Raw genomic sequence first — 19,364 nt, forward strand, 5'->3', positions numbered from 1 at the left:
CAAGGGGGTGTAGAGTGCGACAGGACGCCGCAGGTCGGAATACTTCGGCTTTGTGTCTGGAGCCGACATTGTGTGGGGCTGCTTTGCAGCCCAATCGCTGGCAAGCCAGCTCCCACCCCGACAGCGTGATCCCAAGCATACTGCTGTCCCTGTGCCGGCTTGCCGGCGATAGGGCTGCAAAGCAACCCCGCGATGTTGAAGGCTGCGGCATACTGTCGCCCAAACGCTCCAAGGAAGGCCTACCCCATGCTCGCTTCACTGTTCGCCGTTCTGGCCCCGGTCTTCATCGTCGCCGGCATCGGCTACGCCTGGGCCCGCAAGGGCTTGGACTACCCCACCGCGTTCGTCGCCCGCATGGTCATGACGGTGGGCACCCCTTCGCTGGTGCTGTCGACCCTCAGCCGCACCGAACTGGACCCGGCAGCCTTCACCAGCATGGCAATGGCCTGCCTGCTGTGCACGCTGGCGATGGCGTTGGGCGGCTGGCTGGTGTGTCGCGCCTCGGGCCAGCACTGGCGCGTGCTGATGCCAGCGTTCATGTTCCCCAATACCGGCAACATGGGCCTGCCCATCAGCCTGTACGCCTTCGGCGAGCATGGGCTGGCGTTGGCGGTAGCGTTCTTCCTTACCCTGTCGATCGTGCAGTTCACCCTCGGCATGGCCATCGCCGGTACGGCGGCCTCGTTCAAGGCGCTGTTGCGCAACCCCATCGTCATCAGCCTGGCTGGGGCCATGCCGATCATTTTCCTGGACTTCGAGCTGCCGCGCTGGCTGGCCAACACGGCAGACCTGCTCGGTGGCATGTCGATCCCGCTGATGTTGCTGACCCTGGGTGTATCGCTGGCGAGCATCCGCGCGCAGCACATTGGCAGCGGCCTGGTGCTGGGCGGCCTGCGCATCGTGCTGGGGGCGGCGGTGGGTTGGGCAGTGGGCATGGCGTTGGGGCTGGAGCAGATGGAGCGCGCGGTGCTGATGCTGCAGTCGGCCATGCCGGTGGCGGTGTTCAACTACCTGATGGCAGTGCGCGCCAACCGTGAGCCGGAGCAGGTGGCCAACCTGGTGATGTGCTCGACAGTGCTGTCGTTTGCCTGGTTACCGCTGGTGCTGGCCTGGTGGCTGTGACGGGACCGGCCCCGCGAAAGGGCCGGTAGGCACCCTCATTTATCAAACAGGCGCTCGTGCACCCAGCCCTTGTTGGTCAGCACCATCGCCCGTGTCTCCCTGGCCGGGGTCTGGTTGGTGGCAAAGGCCTCACGCAGCGGGGGGATGTTCGCTTGCACTTCGTTGTCAGCCGCCCAGGCTGGCAGGCCGGTGATCGTGTAGGCATAGGTGACGTTGGAAATCGTCTGGCCCATCACTTCACCCGGCTCGGTGAAACGCTCGATCGCAGTGACCTGCGCCTTGCCGAAACACAGCCCGCCGCGGGTGCTGCCGTTGAGCATCTTCTGCGCATCGGCCTTGTAGTACTTGCGGCCTTCAGCGGTAAGGTCGTAGGCGTAATAGATGTCGGTGCGTGCCGGCTGCCACAGACGTTCCGGCACTTCGGTGCGGGAGATTTCCTTCTCGCTGACCACGCCGACTTGCGCCAGCGCATGCAGCGCCTTGTTGGTGCCGTTGGTATCGAAGTCCTGGGTCTTGGCGGGGAAAGATGTGATCACGAAGCAATGGGGGTACTGGGTGTCGAGGTAGGCCTGCGCTGCTTTCTGGAAATGGGTTTCGCTGGTGTCCGTGGTGTCCGAGCAGCCGGCCAGAGTGGCCAGCAGCGCCAGCGGTACGAGCTTCCTGTACATGATCAAGCGTCCTTGGATGGCGAAGATAAAACCGGTGGGTCAGAATTAGAACCCACGGGCTAGAGCGGCGCAATCGTGGCAGGACGGCATCTCGACGCGGTTCTCAGATTCACCCCGCGCGGGGCCAGTCATTTTTCATCACGGGTATCGATACTCACCACCACCGACATCCCTGGGCTCAGGCGCCTCGCCGCTGGCTGGTCGGCATCGACAGTGATCCGCACGGGTATCCGCTGGGCGATCTTGACGAAGTTGCCGGTGGCGTTGTCGGCCTGCAGCAAGGCGAACTCGGAGCCTGTGGCCGGTGAAATCTGCTGCACATGGCCCCGCAGCTTCAGGTGGTTGAGGGCGTCCACGGTGAAGGTCACCGGCTGGCCGATGCGCACATTGGCCATTTGGGTTTCCTTCATGTTGGCAATCACCCACACGGTATCGGGCACCAGCGCCATCAGTTGTGCGCCGGAGTTGACGTAGGCGCCCAGGCGGGTGCCGATCTGCCCCAGTTGGCCATCACGCGGCGCAGTGACCCGGGTGTTGTCCAGGTCGATGCGGGCCAGCTCCACGGCAGCCTTGGCGTTTTCAACCGAGGCCTCCAGCGCGGCGCGGTTGACGATGACCGTCTCGCGGTCCTGGCGGGCGATGGCCAGCGCGGCCTTGGCCTGGGCGAGGGTGGCGACGGCGGCGGCCTGGCTGGCGCGGGTAACGTCCAGGTCGCGGCGCGACACCGAGCCATCGCTGACCAGCGCCTGGTTGCGGCCAAGATCGGCGCGGGCCTTGTCCGCCTGGGCCTTGGCATCGCCAATGGCGGCCTGACGCTGGGCGATGGTGGCTTCGGCGCTATTGCGCTGCTGCAGGTTGTTGGCCAGCGCCGCCTGCTCCTGTTGCAGTTGGGCGATGGCCTGGGCCAGGCGCTGTTTGTAGATGCGGTCGTCCAGTTGCACCAGCAAGTCGCCGGCCTTGACGAACTGGAAGTCATGCACAGGCACATCGACCACATAGCCGCTCAGTTGCGGCCCGATGATGGTGACCTGGCCGCGTACCATGGCGTTTTCGGTACTTTCTATGGCACTGCCGAACGGCGGCAGGTGCCAGGCATAGAGCACCAGCAGGATGCCGGCCAGGGCCACGCAGGCGAACATGACCGAAGACAGGATGCGCACCCGTCGCGTGCGTACCGGGCTGGTCGGTTCGCTGGGCGGTGCGGCGCCTTCCGGGGTTTCGGCAAGGGCAGTGGTGGTGGTTGTGCGGGTTTGGTCGGTCATCGGTTGGCAGTACCGCTGGTGGAGTCGGGTGAAGCGGCCTGGCGGGCTGTGTACCACAGCCAGGAACCGCGGATGCAAATCCAGATCATGGTGAGGATAGCGATGCTGCCGATCAGCATGAACACATCGTTGTAGGCCATGACGTTGGCCTCACGCGTGGCCGCGTTGGCCAATACGCGCAGCCCGGCCTCGCTGCGCAGGGCCGGGTCGGCGAGGATGCCGGCATAACCACCGCCACCGCTTTGCACGCGGGCGTTGACCAGCGGTTCGAGGTAGCTGAGGCGGTCGACCAGGTGGCTGGAATGGAATTTTTCGCGCCAGGTCTGGAAGGTACCCAGCAGCGCGGCGCCGATCAGGCCTCCGAGGTTGTTGCAGATGCCGAACAGCACCGAGAAGCTCACCAGGTTGCGCGGGTTGGCGCGCACGTGGCTGATGCCCAGGGCCATGGACGGGCCGAGGAAGAAGGTACTGCCAAAGGCCAGCAAAAACTGGCTCAGGTACATCTGCGCCGGCCGCGTGAGGTTGCTCGAACTGCTGTCCATGAACGCCCCGGTGGCCATGGCCAGCAACGAGATCAACAGCGGGAGCACCAGGTGGTTGGGGCTGATGGTCAGCGCGCTGCTGGCCAGGCCCGCCACCGCGCCGAGCAGCATCACCCAGTACAGCGTGCGCATCTGCTCGCTGCCCATGTTCAGCACTTGCAGAAAACCCACGGCGCCGGTGGACTGCTCGGAGGTGACCATGCGGATCAGGATCACGCACAAGCCCAGGCGGATGATCGCGCCGCTGCCCAGCCAGCGCGTCATCAACAGCGGGTTCTGGCGGTTGTGCTCGATGGCCAGGCCGCTGAACACCAGGGCGATCGATGCTGCCAGGGCGACCCCTATCCACGGCGCCTCCAGCCACCACTCGATGCGCCCCAGCGACAGGGCGGCGCAGAGCAGGGCGGTGCCGCCGGCCATCAGGGTGAAGGTCAGAAAGTCCAGCGGCTCGAAGGTTTTGAAGCGGTCGCCCGGGGGCAGCTTGAGCAGCAGAACGCAACCCAGCGCGGCCAGCGCCAGGCCCAGTTCGAACAGGTACAGGCCGCGCCACTCAGCGATTTGCAGCAGGTCTTCGGAGAAAATCCGTGCCAGCGGCAGGGCCAGCTGCGAGGCACCCAGGCCCAGCACCATGGCCTTGAGGCGCCACTGCGCCGGGAACGCCTGGATCATGTAGTACAGGCCCAGCGAACTCAGCGCGGCACCCACCATGCCATGGGCCGCCCGTACGGCGATGGCCGAGTTGAGGTCGTTGACGAACAGGTGGGCGAAGGTGACCAGTGCATAGAGCACCAGAAACACTTCAGTGAAGGCGCGCAGGCCGAACTGCTGGCGAAACTTGACCAGCAGCAGGTTGATCGACACGTTGGTCATCACGTAGGCGGCAGGCAGCCAGGCCATTTCTGCGGTGGTTGCGCCCAAGGCACCCTGCAGAAACACCAGGTTGGCGGTGACCAGCGCATTGCCCAGGCCGCCGGTGATCGCCACCAGCAGGCCGACCACACCGAAGGCCAGGCGTTTGGCCGGGGTATGCAAGGGCGTGGAAGGGGAACCGGGCAGGCTCGGCTTTTCGTGCGGGAGCCACTGGTGAGGGGTGTATTTATCCATGGCGCAGACTGTACCCACAGGCCCTACGGCCAGCAAGCCGGCTCACTGGGTTTGCGCTGAGCTTGAGAGCAGCGGGGTACTTGTGCCGGCTTGCCGGCGATAGGGCCAGTACAGGCGCTATAGGGCTCTGGCCAGAAACTCGGCTGTGCGGCTTGCACAACACCCCGCAACATCCCGAGGCGTACCACTCACCACCACCGTGCCCCCCGCCTCCCCGGCCCCCGGCCCAATGTCGATCACCCAGTCGCTCTGCGCTACCACGCGCATGTCATGCTCGACCACCACCACACTGTGCCCGCCGTCGACCAGGCGGTTGAGCTGCACCAGCAAGCGGTCGATGTCCTGCGGGTGCAGCCCGTTGGTGGGTTCATCCAGCACATACAGCGTGGCGCCGCGGGCGGTGCGCTGCAGTTCGGTGGCCAGCTTGATGCGCTGCGCCTCGCCGCCGGACAGCTCGGTGGCCGGCTGGCCCAGGCGCAGGTAGCCCAGGCCGATGTCCTGCAGCACCTGCAGGCAGCGCCGGGCCGGGGGCTGTTCGGCAAACACTTCAAGCGCCTGGTCGACGGTCAATTGCAGTACCTGGGCGATGGTCATGCCTTGCCATGTCACGGCCAGCGTCTGGGGGTTGTAGCGTGCGCCGTGGCAGGTCGGGCAGGGCGCATAGACGCTGGGCATGAACAGCAGCTCGACACTGACGAAGCCTTCGCCCTCGCAGGTCGCGCAGCGGCCCTTGGCGACGTTGAACGAGAAGCGCCCGGCATCGTAGCCAAGGGCCTTGGCCTGCTCGGTAGCGGCGAACAGCTTGCGCACATGGTCGAACAGCCCGGTGTAGGTGGCCAGGTTGGAGCGTGGCGTGCGGCCGATGGGTTTCTGGTCGACCTGCACCAGCCGCTTGATGCACTCCAGCCCCGCGCTCACGCGCCCGCTGCTGGGCTGCTCGGGCGCGTCTTCAAGGCTCTGTTCCTCGGCATCGGCCGGCTGTGCGGCATGGCCCAGGTGTGCACTCACCAGCTCCAGCAAAGCCTGGCTGACCAGGCTCGACTTGCCCGAGCCAGAGACGCCAGTGACCGCGGTGAAGCAGCCCAGCGGAAACTGCGCACTGAGCTCACGCAGGTTGTTGCGGGTAATGCCTTCAAGCCGCAACCAGGCTTGCGCCGGGCGCGGCGTGCGGCTGGCCGGCTGTTGACCGGCGAACAGGTAGGCGCCGGTGCGCGACGCCGCAACCTGTGCAAGGCCCGGTGGCGGGCCGCTGTAAAGCACTTGCCCGCCATGCTCACCCGCCGCAGGGCCGACATCTATCAGCCAGTCGGCCCTGCGCATGGTGTCCAGGTCGTGCTCCACCACATACACCGAGTTGCCCGCCTGTTTTAGCCGCTGCAGCGCCTCGAACAGCGCCTCGCTGTCGGCCGGATGCAGCCCGGCCGACGGCTCGTCGAGCACATAGATGACGCCAAACAGCTGCGAGTTGAGCTGCGTGGCCAGGCGCAGGCGCTGCAGTTCGCCCGAAGAAAGCGTCGGTGTGCTGCGCTCCAGGGCCAGGTAGCCGAGCCCCAGGTCGATCAGCGGCGCGATGCGCTCCAGTAACTCGTGGGCGATGCGCTGTGCGGCCAGGCGTTTTTCCAGCGTCAGGGTGTCTTCATGCTGCTCCAGGTAACCGGGCGCCGCCACTGTGCGCAACACCTCGGCCAGTGCCTGCAGCGGCAGGCGCGACAGCTCGCCGATGTCGCGGCCGGCGAAGGTGACTGCCAGCGCTTCACCCTTCAGGCGTTTGCCCTGGCACAGCGGGCAAGGGCTGGGGCGCATGAACTGGGAGACGCGTTTGCGCATCTGCGCACTCTGCGAATGCATGAACGTGTGCATCACATAGCGCCGGGCACCGCTGAAGGTGCCCTGGTAGCTGGGTTCGAGCTTGCGCTTGAGCGCGGTGCGGGTCTGCGCCGGGGTGAGGCCGGCATACACCGGTACGGTGGGTGTCTCGTCGGTGTAGAGGATCCAGTCGCGTTGCTCTTGGGGCAATTCACGCCAGGGGATGTCGACGTCGTAGCCCAGGGTCACGAGAATGTCGCGCAGGTTCTGCCCCTGCCAGGCCATTGGCCAGGCTGCCACCGCCCTTTCACGTATGGTTAGCGACGGGTCGGGGACCATGGTCGCCTCGGTCACCTCATAAACCCGGCCCAGGCCATGGCATTCGGGGCAGGCGCCCTGGGGCGTATTGGGCGAAAAGTCCTCGGCATACAGCATCGGCTGGCCCGCCGGGTAGCTGCCGGCGCGGGAGTAGAGCATGCGGATCGAACTGGCAAGGGTGGTGACGCTACCCACCGACGAGCGCGCACTAGGGGTACCGCGTTGCTGCTGCAGGGCCACGGCTGGCGGCAGGCCCTCGATGGCGTCGACATCCGGCACGCCGACCTGGTCGATCAGGCGCCGGGCATAGGGCGCGACCGATTCGAAGTAGCGGCGCTGGGCTTCGGCGTAGAGGGTGGAGAAGGCCAGCGAGGACTTGCCTGAGCCAGAGACGCCGGTGAATACCACCAAGGCGTCGCGGGGGATGTCGACGTCGATGTTCTTGAGGTTATGCTCACGGGCGCCACGTACGCGGATGAAGCCTGGCGGGGTGGGGTGGCGTGGTGGCATGGGGCGGTCCTTGGCGGCGGATTCAAGCTCAAGTTAACAGGATTTCCATTGCCAAGGGCGTACGTGCTTTTGTTTGTGGAGTGGGTGCTTCTGGGTAGACTGTGCCCTTTTCAAGGGGCAGCGCCCGCGCATGACGCTTTTGCAATCTCGGTTGGCTCGCCGCATCGGTTTCACATCCATCAGTATCGCCGTTGTGGGCGTGCTGTTCTCCCTGTATGTGGCGCTCGACTCAGGCGGTCACGCCCCCATGCTCATTGGCAGCTCCTCCGTCATGTGGGCTTTGACGTTCCTTTGGCTCACCAACGTGATCACCTTGGTACTGAACGCCGTGGTCTGGCTTTTTGGGCGCCGCCCCAGATGGCTCTGTTGGACCTTGGGGGGGCAAATGCTGTTCACGATCGGGCTGCTGTTCGTGGAAGGGTGATTGCTACAGGCGTTTGAGGCTGCTCGTCACGCTGTCCCAGAACTGAAGGGCTTGTGCGTCGCTGCGATACCCAGGACCACCGTCCACTGCATTCAGCTCCAAACGTCCTCACCGGTGCTCACGGTCAGGTGCTTGCCGCTGTGCAGGTGGGTATCCTGCGGGGTGGCGGTGGCGATGTCGGCCGGGGAGGAGGCGACCAGCAGCGGCTTCTGGTAACCCGGGGTCTTGCCCCGGATTTTGTTATCGTTTTGAGTTTTAATGTCAAAAACGTGGTGCTAAACGGAGTTGGTTGTATGGAAGGCCTGATTGCACTTAGGAATATGATTCAAGAAAATGGTTATTTTGAATCAGTTGTCGCGGGTGTCGAGAATTGGGAAGTTATTCTCGGGAAGCGAGATCAGCCACCCTTTGATAAATGTTGGATTGATGCATTCAATGCGGTGCAAGGATTGAATTATCAGGATGCTGATGATGAGGCTGCTATCTCTGCCTTGAGGGAGTTCGCATTTAAACAGACGTATCGTGTCACCCAGGATCCCGAAGTAGCAGCATATGTCTCTGACGATATCGGGCTGATTGCTGAAGCGCTGGCAAAAGGGAACGTTACGCCGTGGTGTGAAAAGATGCTTGACAGTTATTGTTCTGGTCGCTTCCCCTGCTAATCCACGCTAATTGAGCATGGTGGGCGGTACTGGGCTGGTCCCAGGCAAGGCTATCGGTGCGCGCCAAGCCGCAATAAGTGGAAAAGGAGATTTCAAATGCCTGCAAGGACGAGCAAACGTACGAAAAAAGCGCAGCACCCCGGCGGTGAAGTCCATGAGCACCTTGTAGAACTGGACTTTTGGGTGAAGTGTGCCTACCTGTTTACCCCAGCGTTCCTGGCGCTTTTTGGTGGCCTGGATGCCGCAGGGATAGCCGTATTCATTTATCCCCTGATCAGCATCACGTACTTCATCATTCGCTACCGTTTTCTGAAAAGCGTGCCGCCTGAGCGGCTGGTACATGTAGTGCCTTGGAGCCATATTTATGAAGGGCGCGGGATTTCTGCGTTCATTCTGATCGCTTCTGTACTAGCGTGTGGGTACGCGCTGTACAATCACGTTTGGTAGATAGGTTCCTCCACGTGAGATCACGTTGGCTAGTACTCCTTTGGTGCCATAATCGAGCCATTTGAGAGCCCATGATCACCGCATCGCCTTATCGAACTGGCCCATCACTTGGCTTTGTATGAAAACTCCTGAAGGCGCTGACAAGCCAGCTCCAACGGTGGCAGCGATACACAACTTTTCGTACGGAGCCAAGTTGTCCTCGATGGGCGAGCCCGCCGCTTGCTGACCTACCGCTGCATCCCCAACTCGGCATCATCCAGCAGCGCCTTGGCCAGCGCGCTCAGGTAATAGGACGCCCAGATCAGTTGCGGGTTTTCTTCCATCAGCCCGGTGATGGTCAGATCGCGCACACACCCCATCAGCTCCGAGGCTTGCTCCCGGGCATCTTGGCAGGGGATGCCTGGGGCGATGCAGAACAGGGGTTGGGTTTGGCCCTCTGCCTGGTAGAACATGGTTTTACCGGGTGTGGCGTATTCGTTTGTGCCGTCTTTTGGCATTGGTTGGCTCCCTGAAAATGCGGGTGCCTGGGCTGGCCCTTTCGCCGGCAAACCGGGCCCACACGGGTTCACCGAGCGCCTAAGGGTCGTCTACAACCTCAGGGGCGGCGCCGTGCGAGTGGTTAACTTTTGAAAGAGCCAGGCCAGGCCTGACGTGATGCGACTTAGTGCAGCGTTCTCGGCTCTGTCGGCATTTGCACTTGCGCCAAGGCCACCTCAAGCAATTTGCGCAAGGTTTCGAGCTCGTGCATGGAGGTCATGATCAACAAGGAGGAGGGCGATTTGGGTTGCATCATCATCGCCTGCTGGGCAACGGCTTCTGCGCAAAGTGCGTAGTCAGCAGCCATCATGAGTGTGTCTTCCAGGGAGTGGGAAGTGTAGGGTGGATCGGGGACTATCTTCAGCATGCTTACGCTCCAACAATGGTTGAGCTGCAAGCCGCCTTGCTGTCAAACAAGAGGGTGGCAGCTGTACGCGGGTTGACAGACCGAGATTGTTGGCACTCGGCGCACACGAAGGTGCCCGCACGTACAGCCGCCATAAGCGTATGCACACGGACAACAATCGACGGCCTGTCAAAGCCGGTCGCTGAATTGGCAGCGACCGGCCGAGACTATGGCCCACGTTTAGCGCGTGCAACGAAAAACAGGCGTCGGCAGTATCTTTGGGAAACGGACTACAAGAAAGGGAATTAATCTGATTTTTTCAGCCGGTTTCTGTAGGAAAACATCCCCGCCCATGTGATGTTCCACCACGTGAAACCACATTCAATTGTGCTCCCGCCTCACTCGCGCTTATCTGTCCGCAACCACGACCTGCCTAAACCGTCGTGATCTCAAAGCGAACAACAAGAACGGGACCCACCCGCGCGAGGAGATTCCACATGCAGCAACACCAGCACATCCTGGCCTGGCTCAACGACGTGGCCAGCGACCTGCACGCCATCCGCCACGATATCCACGCCCACCCCGAACTCGGTTTCGAAGAAAGCCGCACCGCGGCCCTGGTCGCGCAACTGCTCAAAGACTGGGGCTACGAAGTGCACACCGGCATCGGCAAAACCGGTGTGGTCGGCGTGCTGCGCAATGGCAGCAGCCCACGCAAACTGGGCCTGCGTGCCGACATGGACGCGCTGCCCATCGTAGAAGCCACCGGCGCTGAATACACCAGCCGCCACCAGGGCTGCATGCACGCCTGCGGCCACGACGGGCACACCACCATGCTGCTGGGCGCGGCACGCTACTTGGCGGCCACGCGCCAGTTCGATGGCACGCTGACGCTGATCTTCCAGCCGGCCGAGGAAGGCCAGGGCGGCGCCGAGGCGATGCTGGCCGATGGGCTGCTGGAGCGCTTCCCGTGTGACGCCCTGTTCGGCATGCACAACATGCCGGGGTTGCCGGCGGGGCACCTGGGCTTTCGAGAAGGGCCGATGATGGCTTCGCAGGACCTGCTCACCGTGACCATCGAAGGCGTCGGCGGGCATGGCTCCATGCCGCACCTGACGGTCGACCCGTTGGTGGCCGCAGCCAGTGTGGTGATGGCCCTGCAAACAGTGGTGGCGCGCAATATCGATGCCCAGGAGGCGGCCGTGGTAACCGTGGGCGCACTGCAGGCAGGCGAGGCGGCCAACGTGATCCCGCAGCAGGCGTTGCTGCGTTTGAGCTTGCGTGCGCTGAACGCCGAGGTGCGGGCGCAGACCCTGGAGCGGGTGCAGGCGATCATTGTCAGCCAGGCCCAAAGCTACGGCTGCACCGCCAGCATCGAACACCGCCCGGCGTACCCGGTGCTGGTCAACCACGCCGACGAAAACGCCTTTGCCCACCAGGTCGGCGTCGAGCTGCTCGGCGCCGATGCGGTGGACGGCAACACCCGCAAGCTGATGGGCAGCGAAGACTTCGCCTGGATGCTGCAACGCTGCCCCGGGGCCTACCTGTTCATCGGCAACGGCGTGCAGCGGCCGATGGTGCACAACCCTGCCTACGACTTCAACGACGACATCCTGCTGACCGGCGCCGCCTACTGGGGCGCCCTGACCGAGCGCTGGCTCAACTAGGGAAGCTTCAAGCTGCAGCCCGCCGCCGTTTCTGGCCAACAGATTGATGGAGTGTTCCGCATGCAGACTTCACACACAGGCGCGTCGCGTACCCGGCAAGTGGTCGCGGCGGTCATCGGTAATGCCCTGGAATGGTATGACTTTATCGTGTACGGCTTTCTGGCCAGCATCATCGCCCGCCAGTTCTTCCCCTCCGACGACGAGTACGCCTCGCTGCTGATGGCCTTGGCCACCTTCGGCGTGGGCTTTTTCATGCGGCCGGTGGGCGGCGTGCTGCTGGGCATCTATTCCGATCGCAAAGGGCGCAAGGCGGCGATGCAACTGATCATCCGCCTGATGACGGTGTCCATCGCCATGATCGCCTTTGCCCCCAGCTACCTGGCCATTGGCATGGGCGCGCCGCTGTTGATCGTGGTGGCGCGCATGCTGCAGGGCTTTGCCACGGGCGGTGAGTACGCCAGTGCAACGGCGTTTCTGGTGGAAAGCGCACCGGCCCACCGCAAGGGGCTATACGGCTCGTGGCAGCTGGTGGGGCAGTGCCTGGCGGTGTTCAGCGGGGCGGGGATGGTCGCGCTGGTGACCCACCTGTGCACGCCTGAGGCGCTGGATAGCTGGGGCTGGCGGATTCCGTTCGTGATCGGTTTGCTGATCGGCCCGGTGGGGCTGTGGATTCGCAAGCACATGGAAGAACCCGAGGAATTCCTGGAGGCGCGCAAGCAGGCCAAGGGCCAGGCGCCCGGCCTGTGGCAGGTGCTGCGGGAGCATCGGCGCAGCCTTTTGGTCTCGATGGGCCTGGCCTGTGGTGCGACGGTGTCGTTTTACGTAGTGCTGGTGAACATGCCCACCTTCGCCCACAAAAACCTTGGCCTGCCACTGGACCAGGTGCTGCTGGTGCAGATGCTGGCCGTGGGCCTGATGACCGTGGTCATCCCCCTGGCCGGAGCGCTGTCGGACCGGCTTGGCCGGCGGCCGGTGCTGATGGCCTTTACCTTGGCATTTTTCGTGATGGTGTACCCGCTGTACGTGTGGGTGGCCGCAGCGCCGTCGATCGAGCGCCTGCTGGTGATGCAACTGCTGCTGTGCACCGCCATTGGCGGCTTCTTCGGCCCGGCGCCAACCGCCTTGGCCGAGCAGTTCCCGATCGAGGTGCGCTCCACCGGGGTGTCGGTGGCTTATAACGTGGCGGTGATGGTGTTCGGCGGCTTTGCTCCGTTGATTGTCACTTGGCTGAGCAAGGTGCTCGGCACCCCGGTGGCGCCGTCGTTCTATGTGCTGTTCGCCTGCCTGTTGACGCTGCTGGGCACCTATTGCCTGAAAGAAGCACCCCGCGCTGGCAAGGCTGTCGCTTTCAACCTTGGAGTTAAACCGTGAACCCGTTAGCCATCGACCCGATCGTCGCCCTCGATGCCCAGGCGCTGTCCGAGGCGATCCACGCGCGCCAGTTGTCGTGCCGTGAAGTGATGCAGGCCTACCTGGGCCATATCGAGCGCTTCAACCCGCAGGTCAATGCGCTGGTGTCGCTGCGCGAGGGCGCGGTGCTGCTGGCCGAGGCTGAGGTGCGCGACCGCGAGCTGGCCGCCGGCCAGTCGCGTGGCTGGATGCATGGCATGCCGCAGGCAGTCAAAGACCTGGCGGCCACGGCGGGGCTGCGCACGACGCTGGGCTCGCCGCTGTTTGCCGAGCAGGTGCCGGTGCATGATGCCATCAGCGTGGCGCGGGTGCGGGCGAGCGGGGTGATCATTGTCGGCAAAAGCAATGTGCCGGAATTCGGCTTGGGCTCGCAGAGCTACAACACGCTGTTCGGCACCACCACCAATGCCTACGACCACAGCCGTGTGGCAGGCGGCAGCAGTGGCGGCGCCGCAGCGGCGTTGGCCATGCGCCTGCTGCCGGTGGCCGATGGCAGCGACATGATGGGCTCGCTGCGTAACCCGGCAGCGTTCAACAACGTGTTCGGCCTGCGCCCCTCGCAAGGGCGGGTGCCGTATGGGCCAACGCCGGAGCTGTTCGTGCAGCAGCTGGCCACCGAGGGGCCGATGGGGCGCACGGTGACGGACGTGGCGCGGTTGCTGTCGGTGCAGGCCGGGCACGACCCGCGCGCGCCCCTGTCGCTCAGTGACGGCCCACGTGACTTTGCCGCCGGGTTGCAGCGCGATTTCAAGGGTGTACGGGTTGGCTGGCTGGGCAACTTTGACGGCTACCTGCCGATGGACGAGGGGGTGATGGGCCTGTGCCAGGCAGCGTTGGCAGACTTCGCCGAGCTGGGCTGCGAGGTCGAGGCGTGCCAGCCGGGGTTCGACCTGGGGCGTTTATGGCAATGCTGGCTCACCCATCGCCACTTCCTGGTGCACGGCAACCTGGGCGCGGCGTATGCCGACCCGGGCAAACGCGTAATGCTCAAGCCTGAGGCGCAGTGGGAAGCGGAGGGCGGCCTGCGCCTGACCGCGGCGGACGTTTACCAGGCCTCGCTGGACCGCAGCGCGTGGTACCAGGCGCTGGGTAAATTATTCGAGCGTTACGATTATTTGCTGTTGCCGGCTGCCCAGGTGTTCCCATTCGACGCAGCCGAGCCATGGCCGAAGGTGGTTGGCGGGCAGGCCATGGACACCTACCACCGCTGGATGGAGGTGGTGATTGGCCCGACCTTGGCCGGCCTGCCGAGCATGAGCGTGCCGGTGGGTTTCAACGCCGCCGGGCTGCCGATGGGCCTGCAGATCATAGGCCCGGCCCAGGCCGATCACGCCGTGCTGCAACTGGCCTATGCCCATGAACAACTGACGCGCTGGGTAGCGCGGCGGCCGCCTGGGTGTTTGCAGGCGCGCTGAAAGCCCTGGGCAGGCCCGTATCTTGCTGGGCATGATGACCATCCACGCACAGACAGGGAGGTCGAACCCATGGGTATTACTGCAGACAGCGGTGGCGTGCGCTCGGTGGAGCGGGCACTGGCAATCGTCGAACTGCTTGGCGAGCACCAGGCGCTGGGGCTCGAAGAGCTGCACTACCTGACGGCACTGCCCAAGGCCACGGTATCGCGCATGCTTGCCACCTTGCAGGATCAGGGTTGGGTCTACCGTGGCCTGAGCGACCGCCGTTACCGCTTGTGTGCCCGGCGCCTGTTTGGCGACCGCCAGCTGCGCTTCAAGCGCCAACTGGTGGAACGCGCCGCGCCGCTGCTACTGGAGCTGAGCGAGCGCACCGGGCTGGTGGCGGACCTTTCTTCTTTCGACGGCGAGCGGCTGGAGGTGATGGAAAGCGCCATCCCGCAGGTGCTGCGCAAGCGCTACCCGCACAACTGCCAGCTCGTCGGGCACCATGCCAGCTTGTTTCACTCGGCCATGGGCCGGGCGTGCCTGAAGGAGCTGGCGCCGGCTGAGGTGCAGCGCCTGGCGACGCATCAGCGGGTGGGCGATGAAGCGCTGTTGCGCGATATCGAGGCCGATGGGCACAAAGGCTTTGGCCAGCGCACCGAAGGGTTTTGGGAATACCCCGTGCGCTTGCCGTTCCTGATCCGGGCGATTGCCTTACCGGTGCGGGTGGAGGGGCGGCTGGCGGGCAGCATTGCGCTGCACTGGCCGCTGGACCAGGCACCGGTGGAGCGGGTGCTGAGCTTGCACCTGAGCAGCTTGGCGGCGACGGTGGGGCAGGTGCAGCACGCGTTGGTGAACTGAGGCCATTGAAAACAGCACAAGCCATTTGCCCCAAAGCGGCGTTTGCAGCTATGCCTACAGTCTGACCCGGCAAATAAGGCCCCCCCAATGTTGGTCGTCGAGAACCTGTGCAAGTCGTTCGCCACCGCCCAAGGCCCGCTGCAGGTGCTGCGCGGGGTGGACCTGACGCTGGCACGCGGCAGCAGCCTGGCCCTGATGGGCGAATCCGGCAGCGGCAAGAGCACCTTGCTGCACCTGCTGGCGGGCCTGGACCGCGCTGACAGCGGGCGCATCCTGATCGATGGCCAACCCCTGGACAACCGCGGCGAAGCTGCCTTGGCACGTTGGCGGCGCGAGGGCATCGGCCTGGTGTTCCAGCAGTACAACCTCATCAGCAGCCTGGACGTGGCCGCCAACCTGGCCTTCCAGGCGCGCCTGGCGGGGCGCCATGACCCGGCCTGGGTGACGCACCTGGCCACCCGGTTGGGGCTGGCCCCGTTGCTGCAACGCTACCCGGAGCAACTGTCTGGTGGGCAGCAGCAGCGCGTTGCCATCGGCCGCGCGCTGGCCAGCAGGCCCTTGCTGCTGCTGGCCGACGAACCCACCGGCAGCCTTGACGAGGCCAGCAGCGACGAGGTGTTGGCGCTGCTGCTGCAGCTGGTGCACGAGGCGGGCAGCAGCGTGCTGATGGTGACCCACAGCCAGCGCCTGGCCGCCATGCTGCAGCGCCGCTGCGTGCTGCAGATGGGCCGGGTGCAGGGGTGATGAACAGCTTACGGATCACCGTGCAGGCCCTGTGCAGCCATTGGTGGCGTCACCGGCTGCAGTGCATCAGCATCTTCACCGGTTTGTGGCTGGCCACGGCCCTGTGGGCCGGCGTTCAGGCGCTCAACACTCAGGCGCGCAACGACTACGCACAAGCCAGTGCGGTGCTCGCCGGGCCTGCCCGCCCGCAACTGGTGGCACGCTCGGGGCAGCGCTTCGACCAGGCGCTGTATGTGCAATTGCGCAGGCTGGGCTGGCCGGTGACGCCGGTGCTGGAAGGGCGCTTGCGGCTGGCTGCAGCGCCGCAGGTTGCGCTGCGCCTGGTCGGGATCGAGCCGCTTGGCCTGTTGCCGGGCATGGCCGTTGCCGGTGCCGATGTGCAGGGTTTTGACCTGCAGGCGTTCGTGGGCACGCCAGGGCAAGCGTGGGTGGGCCCGGACACGCTGCGCCAGCTAGGGCGCCAGCCCGGCGAGCAGCTGACCACGGTGGACGGGCAGGTATTGCCGCCGCTTACCCTGCATGCGCAGCTGGCACCGGGTGTGGTGGTGGTCGACATCGGCCAGGCGCAGGCCTTGCTCAATGCCCCCGGGCAATTGTCGTGGCTGCTCAGCGACAGTGACCGGCCACTGCCGCGCGACATTGCGGCGAGCCTGAAGCTGCAGCCGCCCGGCGATGATGCCGACCTGCAGCGGCTGACCGCCAGCTTTCACCTGAACCTCACCGCCCTCGGCCTGCTGGCCTTCGTGGTGGGGCTGTTCATTGCCCATGCGGCCATTGGCCTGGCGCTGGAGCAGCGGCGCGGGTTGATCCGCACCTTGCGCGCTTGCGGCGTGAGCTTGCAGGTGCTGCTGGCAGCCCTTGCCCTGGAGCTAGGGTTGTTTGCCGTGCTGGGCGGTGTGGCAGGCGTGGCTGCAGGTTACCTGCTGGCCGCACTGATGCTGCCTGATTTCGCCTCCAGCTTGCGCGGGCTTTATGGCGCCCAGGTGGCGGGGGAGTTGCACTTGCCGGCCACCTGGTGGCTGGCAGGCATTGCCGTCAGCCTGTTGGGCGCGCTGCTGGCGGGGCTCGACAGCCTGCTGCGTGCCGCGCGCCTGCCATTGCTGGCCTTGGCGCAGCCCCAGGCCTGGCGCCTGGCGCAAGTGCCGTGGTTGCGGCGCCAGGGTGTCGCCGGCGCTGTGCTGCTGATGGTGGCGGCAGGCTGCGGCTACCTGGGCAATGGGCTGCCCAGTGCATTCGGCATGCTGGCGGCTTTGCTGCTGGCGGCGGCGCTGGTGTTGCCGGGGTTGCTGGCGCTCTTGCTCGGCGGCCTGGCGCGGGTGTGCAAGCGCCCGCTGGCGCAGTGGTTCGTTGCCGACAGCCGCCAGCAACTGCCGGCCTTGAGCCTGGCGTTGATGGCGCTGTTGCTGGCCTTGGCCGCCAGTGTCGGGGTTGGCGGCATGACCGAAGGCTTTCGCCGCACCTTCATCGGCTGGCTGGACCAGCGCCTGGCCGCCGATGTGTACGTCACGCCCCGCGACAGCGCGCAGGCGCAGCAGATCTACGCGCGCTTGCTGGCAGACCGTACCGTCAGCGCGGTGCTGCCCAGCTGGCGGGTGGACTGGCGCCTGCAGCAGTGGCCGGTGCAGGTACAGGGGGTGGATGATCACCCGTTCTACCGCCAGCACTGGCCACTGCTGCAGCAGGCACCGGGCGCCTGGCAGGCGCTGGCCGCCGGCCGTGGTGCAATGCTCAGCGAGCAACTTGCCCGGCGCCTTGGCCTGGCTGTAGGGCAGACGCTGCAGTTGCCTGGCGAGCCGCCCCAGGCCATGACCGTGGTGGGCGTTTATGCCGACTATGGCAACCCCAAGGGCCATGTGCTGGTCAACGCCGGCTGGTTGCGTAGCCATGCACCAGCGGCCAGCCTCGCGGGTTTCAGCCTGCTGGTGCGGCCTGAACGGGTGGCTGCGCTGAAGGATGAACTGCAACGGCGCTATGCCCTGGATGACAATCAGGTGGTGGAGCAGGCCCGCCTCAAAGCCTGGTCCAGCGAGGTGTTCAGCCGCACCTTTGCGGTCACGGCGGCATTGAACAGCCTGACCCTGGGGGTTGCCGGCGTGGCGTTGTTCATCAGCCAGCTGACCTTGAGCCAGCGACGCCTGGGGCAGTTGGCGCCGTTGTGGGCCTTGGGTGTACCACGGCGCTGGCTGGCCTGGCTGAGCCTGGGGCAAACGCTGATGCTCAGCTGCTTCACCGTGCTGCTGGCGATCCCCTTGGGCCTGCTGCTGGCCTGGTGCCTGGTGGCGGTGGTGAATGTGCAGGCGTTCGGCTGGCGTCTGCCTTGGCATGTATTTACCGGGCAACTGGTGCAGCTGGCCGTGCTGGGCCTGTTGACCAGCCTGCTGGCCAGTGCCTGGCCGTTGTGGCAACTGGCACGCAGCCAGCCAGGCGCGCTGTTGAGGCAATTTGCCGATGAAAGCTGAAACCTTGCTATTGATGGCCTGCCTGCTGCTGGCAGGGTGCGACCCGCCTGCGCCAGAACCCAAGAGTTATGCGGGCCTGGGCGACGATGCGGCGGCGTTCAGGCAGGTGATACCGGGGCATGCGCTGGTATTCCCACGGGACCATGGCGCGCATGGGGGCTTTCGTATCGAATGGTGGTACGTCACCGCCAACCTGCGCGATGCCCAGGGCCGTGGCTGGGGTGTGCAATGGACGTTGTTCCGCTCCGCCTTGCGGCCTGGGCCTGAGACCTGGAACTGGAACAGCCCCAACCTGTGGATGGGCCACGCCGCGCTGACCGGCCCGGGCGGCCACCAGGTCAGTGAAACGCTGGCGCGCGGCGGGGTTGGCCAGGCTGGCGTCGAGGCACAACCGTTCCGGGCGTGGATCAACGACTGGTCGTTGCAGGGCAAACCCGGAGTCGACCGCCTGCAGATGCGGGCCAGGGGCCAAGGGTTTGGTTATGACCTGGCCCTCACCAGCGATCAGCCGCTGCTGCTGCACGGTGTTCAGGGTTACAGCGAAAAATCCGGCAAGGGCCAGGCGTCGTACTACTACAGCCAGCCGTTCTATAGGGTCAGTGGCGAGGTCGAGCGAGAGGGGCAGCGGGTCGCCGTCACAGGGCAGGCCTGGCTTGACCGTGAATGGAGCAGCCAGCCGCTGGCCGCCGGGCAAAGTGGCTGGGACTGGTTTTCGCTGCACCTGGGCACGGGCGCCAAGCTGATGCTGTTCCAGGTGCGCGAGGATCAGGGGCCGCCTTACCGCGCGGGCACCTGGGTCGATGCCCAAGGGCAGGCGCGTGCGCTGCAGGGCGGGCAGATCGAGCTGACACCGCTGGCCTGGACGCGGCAGGACAATGGCAAAAAGGTGCCCACCCGTTGGCGGGTCAAGGTGCCAGCGGTACAGGTGGATGTCGAGGTGGATGCGCTGGAGCCCAAGGCCTGGATGGGCACACGCTTCCCTTACTGGGAGGGCCCGGTGCGTGTGGGTAAGGAGGGGCGTGGGTATCTGGAAATGACGGGCTATTGAGGTACTGCACCTGCCTGGGTGCAGTACCTG

At 65.0% G+C, this 19,364-nt stretch carries 16 protein-coding genes and 1 pseudogene; 10 read left to right on the top strand and 7 right to left on the bottom strand.

Annotated elements, in window-relative coordinates:
* The first annotated feature begins 246 nt into the window (after window positions 1-246).
* Entirely contained in the window at window positions 247-1,122 is an 876-nt protein-coding gene (locus EGJ09_RS02060) for an AEC family transporter (RefSeq protein ID WP_046787642.1), read from the top strand.
* Between the two features lie 35 nt (window positions 1,123-1,157).
* Here the strand turns inward: EGJ09_RS02060 and EGJ09_RS02065 are convergent, their stop codons facing one another.
* The 4 genes from EGJ09_RS02065 to uvrA form a co-directional block, all read right to left on the bottom strand.
* Window positions 1,158-1,790, bottom strand: a complete 633-nt coding sequence (locus tag EGJ09_RS02065) for a hypothetical protein (protein WP_125923080.1) — start codon at window positions 1,788-1,790, stop codon at window positions 1,158-1,160.
* Window positions 1,791-1,918: 128 nt separating this feature from the next.
* Window positions 1,919-3,052: an HlyD family secretion protein gene (locus EGJ09_RS02070; RefSeq protein WP_125923081.1), complete on the bottom strand. Its 1,134-nt coding sequence runs from the start codon at window positions 3,050-3,052 to the stop codon at window positions 1,919-1,921.
* Window positions 3,049-4,698, bottom strand: a complete 1,650-nt coding sequence (locus EGJ09_RS02075; protein ID WP_125923082.1) for an MFS transporter — start codon at window positions 4,696-4,698, stop codon at window positions 3,049-3,051. The genes EGJ09_RS02070 and EGJ09_RS02075 overlap by 4 nt, the downstream gene beginning before the upstream one ends.
* Before the next feature lie 117 nt (window positions 4,699-4,815).
* On the bottom strand, window positions 4,816-7,332 hold the full coding sequence (uvrA, locus tag EGJ09_RS02080) for an excinuclease ABC subunit UvrA (RefSeq protein WP_125923083.1): 2,517 nt from the start codon (window positions 7,330-7,332) through the stop codon (window positions 4,816-4,818).
* A 130-nt stretch (window positions 7,333-7,462) separates the two neighbouring features.
* Between uvrA and EGJ09_RS02085 the strand changes: the two genes are divergently transcribed.
* Complete coding sequence (locus EGJ09_RS02085) at window positions 7,463-7,756, top strand: hypothetical protein (protein WP_125923084.1); 294 nt, start codon at window positions 7,463-7,465, stop codon at window positions 7,754-7,756.
* Between the two features lie 101 nt (window positions 7,757-7,857).
* On the opposite strand, the pseudogene EGJ09_RS26905 reads toward EGJ09_RS02085, so the two are convergent.
* Window positions 7,858-7,989 (bottom strand): annotated as a pseudogene (locus EGJ09_RS26905) (DUF2345 domain-containing protein); the annotation flags it as partial.
* Between the two features lie 525 nt (window positions 7,990-8,514).
* Here EGJ09_RS26905 and EGJ09_RS02100 point away from each other — a divergent pair.
* A complete protein-coding gene (locus EGJ09_RS02100) occupies window positions 8,515-8,865 on the top strand; it encodes a hypothetical protein (protein ID WP_125923085.1) in 351 nt (116 codons plus the stop codon).
* A 227-nt stretch (window positions 8,866-9,092) separates the two neighbouring features.
* On the opposite strand, the gene EGJ09_RS02105 is transcribed toward EGJ09_RS02100, so the two are convergent.
* Window positions 9,093-9,362, bottom strand: coding sequence for a DUF3077 domain-containing protein (locus EGJ09_RS02105; RefSeq protein ID WP_125923086.1), 270 nt, complete (start codon window positions 9,360-9,362; stop codon window positions 9,093-9,095).
* 164 nt (window positions 9,363-9,526) lie between these two features.
* Window positions 9,527-9,769, bottom strand: coding sequence for a hypothetical protein (locus EGJ09_RS02110; protein WP_042111452.1), 243 nt, complete (start codon window positions 9,767-9,769; stop codon window positions 9,527-9,529).
* A gap of 476 nt (window positions 9,770-10,245) precedes the next feature.
* Here EGJ09_RS02110 and EGJ09_RS02115 point away from each other — a divergent pair, with 476 nt between their 5' ends.
* From EGJ09_RS02115 to EGJ09_RS02145, 7 genes are all read left to right on the top strand, one after another.
* A complete protein-coding gene (locus tag EGJ09_RS02115; RefSeq protein WP_125923087.1) occupies window positions 10,246-11,415 on the top strand; it encodes a M20 aminoacylase family protein in 1,170 nt (389 codons plus the stop codon).
* Window positions 11,416-11,475: 60 nt separating this feature from the next.
* On the top strand, window positions 11,476-12,786 hold the full coding sequence (locus EGJ09_RS02120; protein WP_046786359.1) for a citrate-proton symporter: 1,311 nt from the start codon (window positions 11,476-11,478) through the stop codon (window positions 12,784-12,786).
* Window positions 12,783-14,240: an amidase gene (locus EGJ09_RS02125; RefSeq protein ID WP_125923088.1), complete on the top strand. Its 1,458-nt coding sequence runs from the start codon at window positions 12,783-12,785 to the stop codon at window positions 14,238-14,240. The genes EGJ09_RS02120 and EGJ09_RS02125 overlap by 4 nt, the downstream gene beginning before the upstream one ends.
* 69 nt (window positions 14,241-14,309) lie before the next feature.
* Window positions 14,310-15,083 carry an IclR family transcriptional regulator gene (locus EGJ09_RS02130; protein ID WP_125923089.1) on the top strand — a complete coding sequence of 258 codons (774 nt, stop codon included), beginning with the start codon at window positions 14,310-14,312 and terminating at the stop codon, window positions 15,081-15,083.
* 87 nt (window positions 15,084-15,170) lie between these two features.
* A complete protein-coding gene (locus EGJ09_RS02135; RefSeq protein ID WP_125923090.1) occupies window positions 15,171-15,827 on the top strand; it encodes an ABC transporter ATP-binding protein in 657 nt (218 codons plus the stop codon).
* Window positions 15,827-18,286, top strand: a complete 2,460-nt coding sequence (locus tag EGJ09_RS02140; RefSeq protein ID WP_125923091.1) for an ABC transporter permease — start codon at window positions 15,827-15,829, stop codon at window positions 18,284-18,286. Before EGJ09_RS02135 ends, EGJ09_RS02140 begins: the two co-directional genes overlap by 1 nt.
* A complete protein-coding gene (locus EGJ09_RS02145) occupies window positions 18,276-19,334 on the top strand; it encodes a lipocalin-like domain-containing protein (RefSeq protein WP_125923092.1) in 1,059 nt (352 codons plus the stop codon). The genes EGJ09_RS02140 and EGJ09_RS02145 overlap by 11 nt, the downstream gene beginning before the upstream one ends.
* Window positions 19,335-19,364 lie beyond the last annotated feature (30 nt).

The organism is Pseudomonas sp. p106 (assembly GCF_003936645.1).
Lineage (GTDB): Bacteria > Pseudomonadota > Gammaproteobacteria > Pseudomonadales > Pseudomonadaceae > Aquipseudomonas > Aquipseudomonas putida_E.

Excerpts from the sequence above, each read along its gene's own strand:
- EGJ09_RS02060 (WP_046787642.1), top strand. The coding sequence starts at position 247 with ATGCTCGCTTCACTGTTCGCCGTTCTGGCCCCGGTCTTCATCGTCGCC.
- EGJ09_RS02065 (WP_125923080.1), bottom strand. The coding sequence starts at position 1,790 with ATGTACAGGAAGCTCGTACCGCTGGCGCTGCTGGCCACTCTGGCCGGC.
- EGJ09_RS02070 (WP_125923081.1), bottom strand. The coding sequence starts at position 3,052 with ATGACCGACCAAACCCGCACAACCACCACCACTGCCCTTGCCGAAACC.
- EGJ09_RS02075 (WP_125923082.1), bottom strand. The coding sequence starts at position 4,698 with ATGGATAAATACACCCCTCACCAGTGGCTCCCGCACGAAAAGCCGAGC.
- uvrA (WP_125923083.1), bottom strand. The coding sequence starts at position 7,332 with ATGCCACCACGCCACCCCACCCCGCCAGGCTTCATCCGCGTACGTGGC.
- EGJ09_RS02085 (WP_125923084.1), top strand. The coding sequence starts at position 7,463 with ATGACGCTTTTGCAATCTCGGTTGGCTCGCCGCATCGGTTTCACATCC.
- EGJ09_RS02100 (WP_125923085.1), top strand. The coding sequence starts at position 8,515 with ATGCCTGCAAGGACGAGCAAACGTACGAAAAAAGCGCAGCACCCCGGC.
- EGJ09_RS02105 (WP_125923086.1), bottom strand. The coding sequence starts at position 9,362 with ATGCCAAAAGACGGCACAAACGAATACGCCACACCCGGTAAAACCATG.
- EGJ09_RS02110 (WP_042111452.1), bottom strand. The coding sequence starts at position 9,769 with ATGCTGAAGATAGTCCCCGATCCACCCTACACTTCCCACTCCCTGGAA.
- EGJ09_RS02115 (WP_125923087.1), top strand. The coding sequence starts at position 10,246 with ATGCAGCAACACCAGCACATCCTGGCCTGGCTCAACGACGTGGCCAGC.
- EGJ09_RS02120 (WP_046786359.1), top strand. The coding sequence starts at position 11,476 with ATGCAGACTTCACACACAGGCGCGTCGCGTACCCGGCAAGTGGTCGCG.
- EGJ09_RS02130 (WP_125923089.1), top strand. The coding sequence starts at position 14,310 with ATGGGTATTACTGCAGACAGCGGTGGCGTGCGCTCGGTGGAGCGGGCA.
- EGJ09_RS02135 (WP_125923090.1), top strand. The coding sequence starts at position 15,171 with ATGTTGGTCGTCGAGAACCTGTGCAAGTCGTTCGCCACCGCCCAAGGC.
- EGJ09_RS02140 (WP_125923091.1), top strand. The coding sequence starts at position 15,827 with ATGAACAGCTTACGGATCACCGTGCAGGCCCTGTGCAGCCATTGGTGG.
- EGJ09_RS02145 (WP_125923092.1), top strand. The coding sequence starts at position 18,276 with ATGAAAGCTGAAACCTTGCTATTGATGGCCTGCCTGCTGCTGGCAGGG.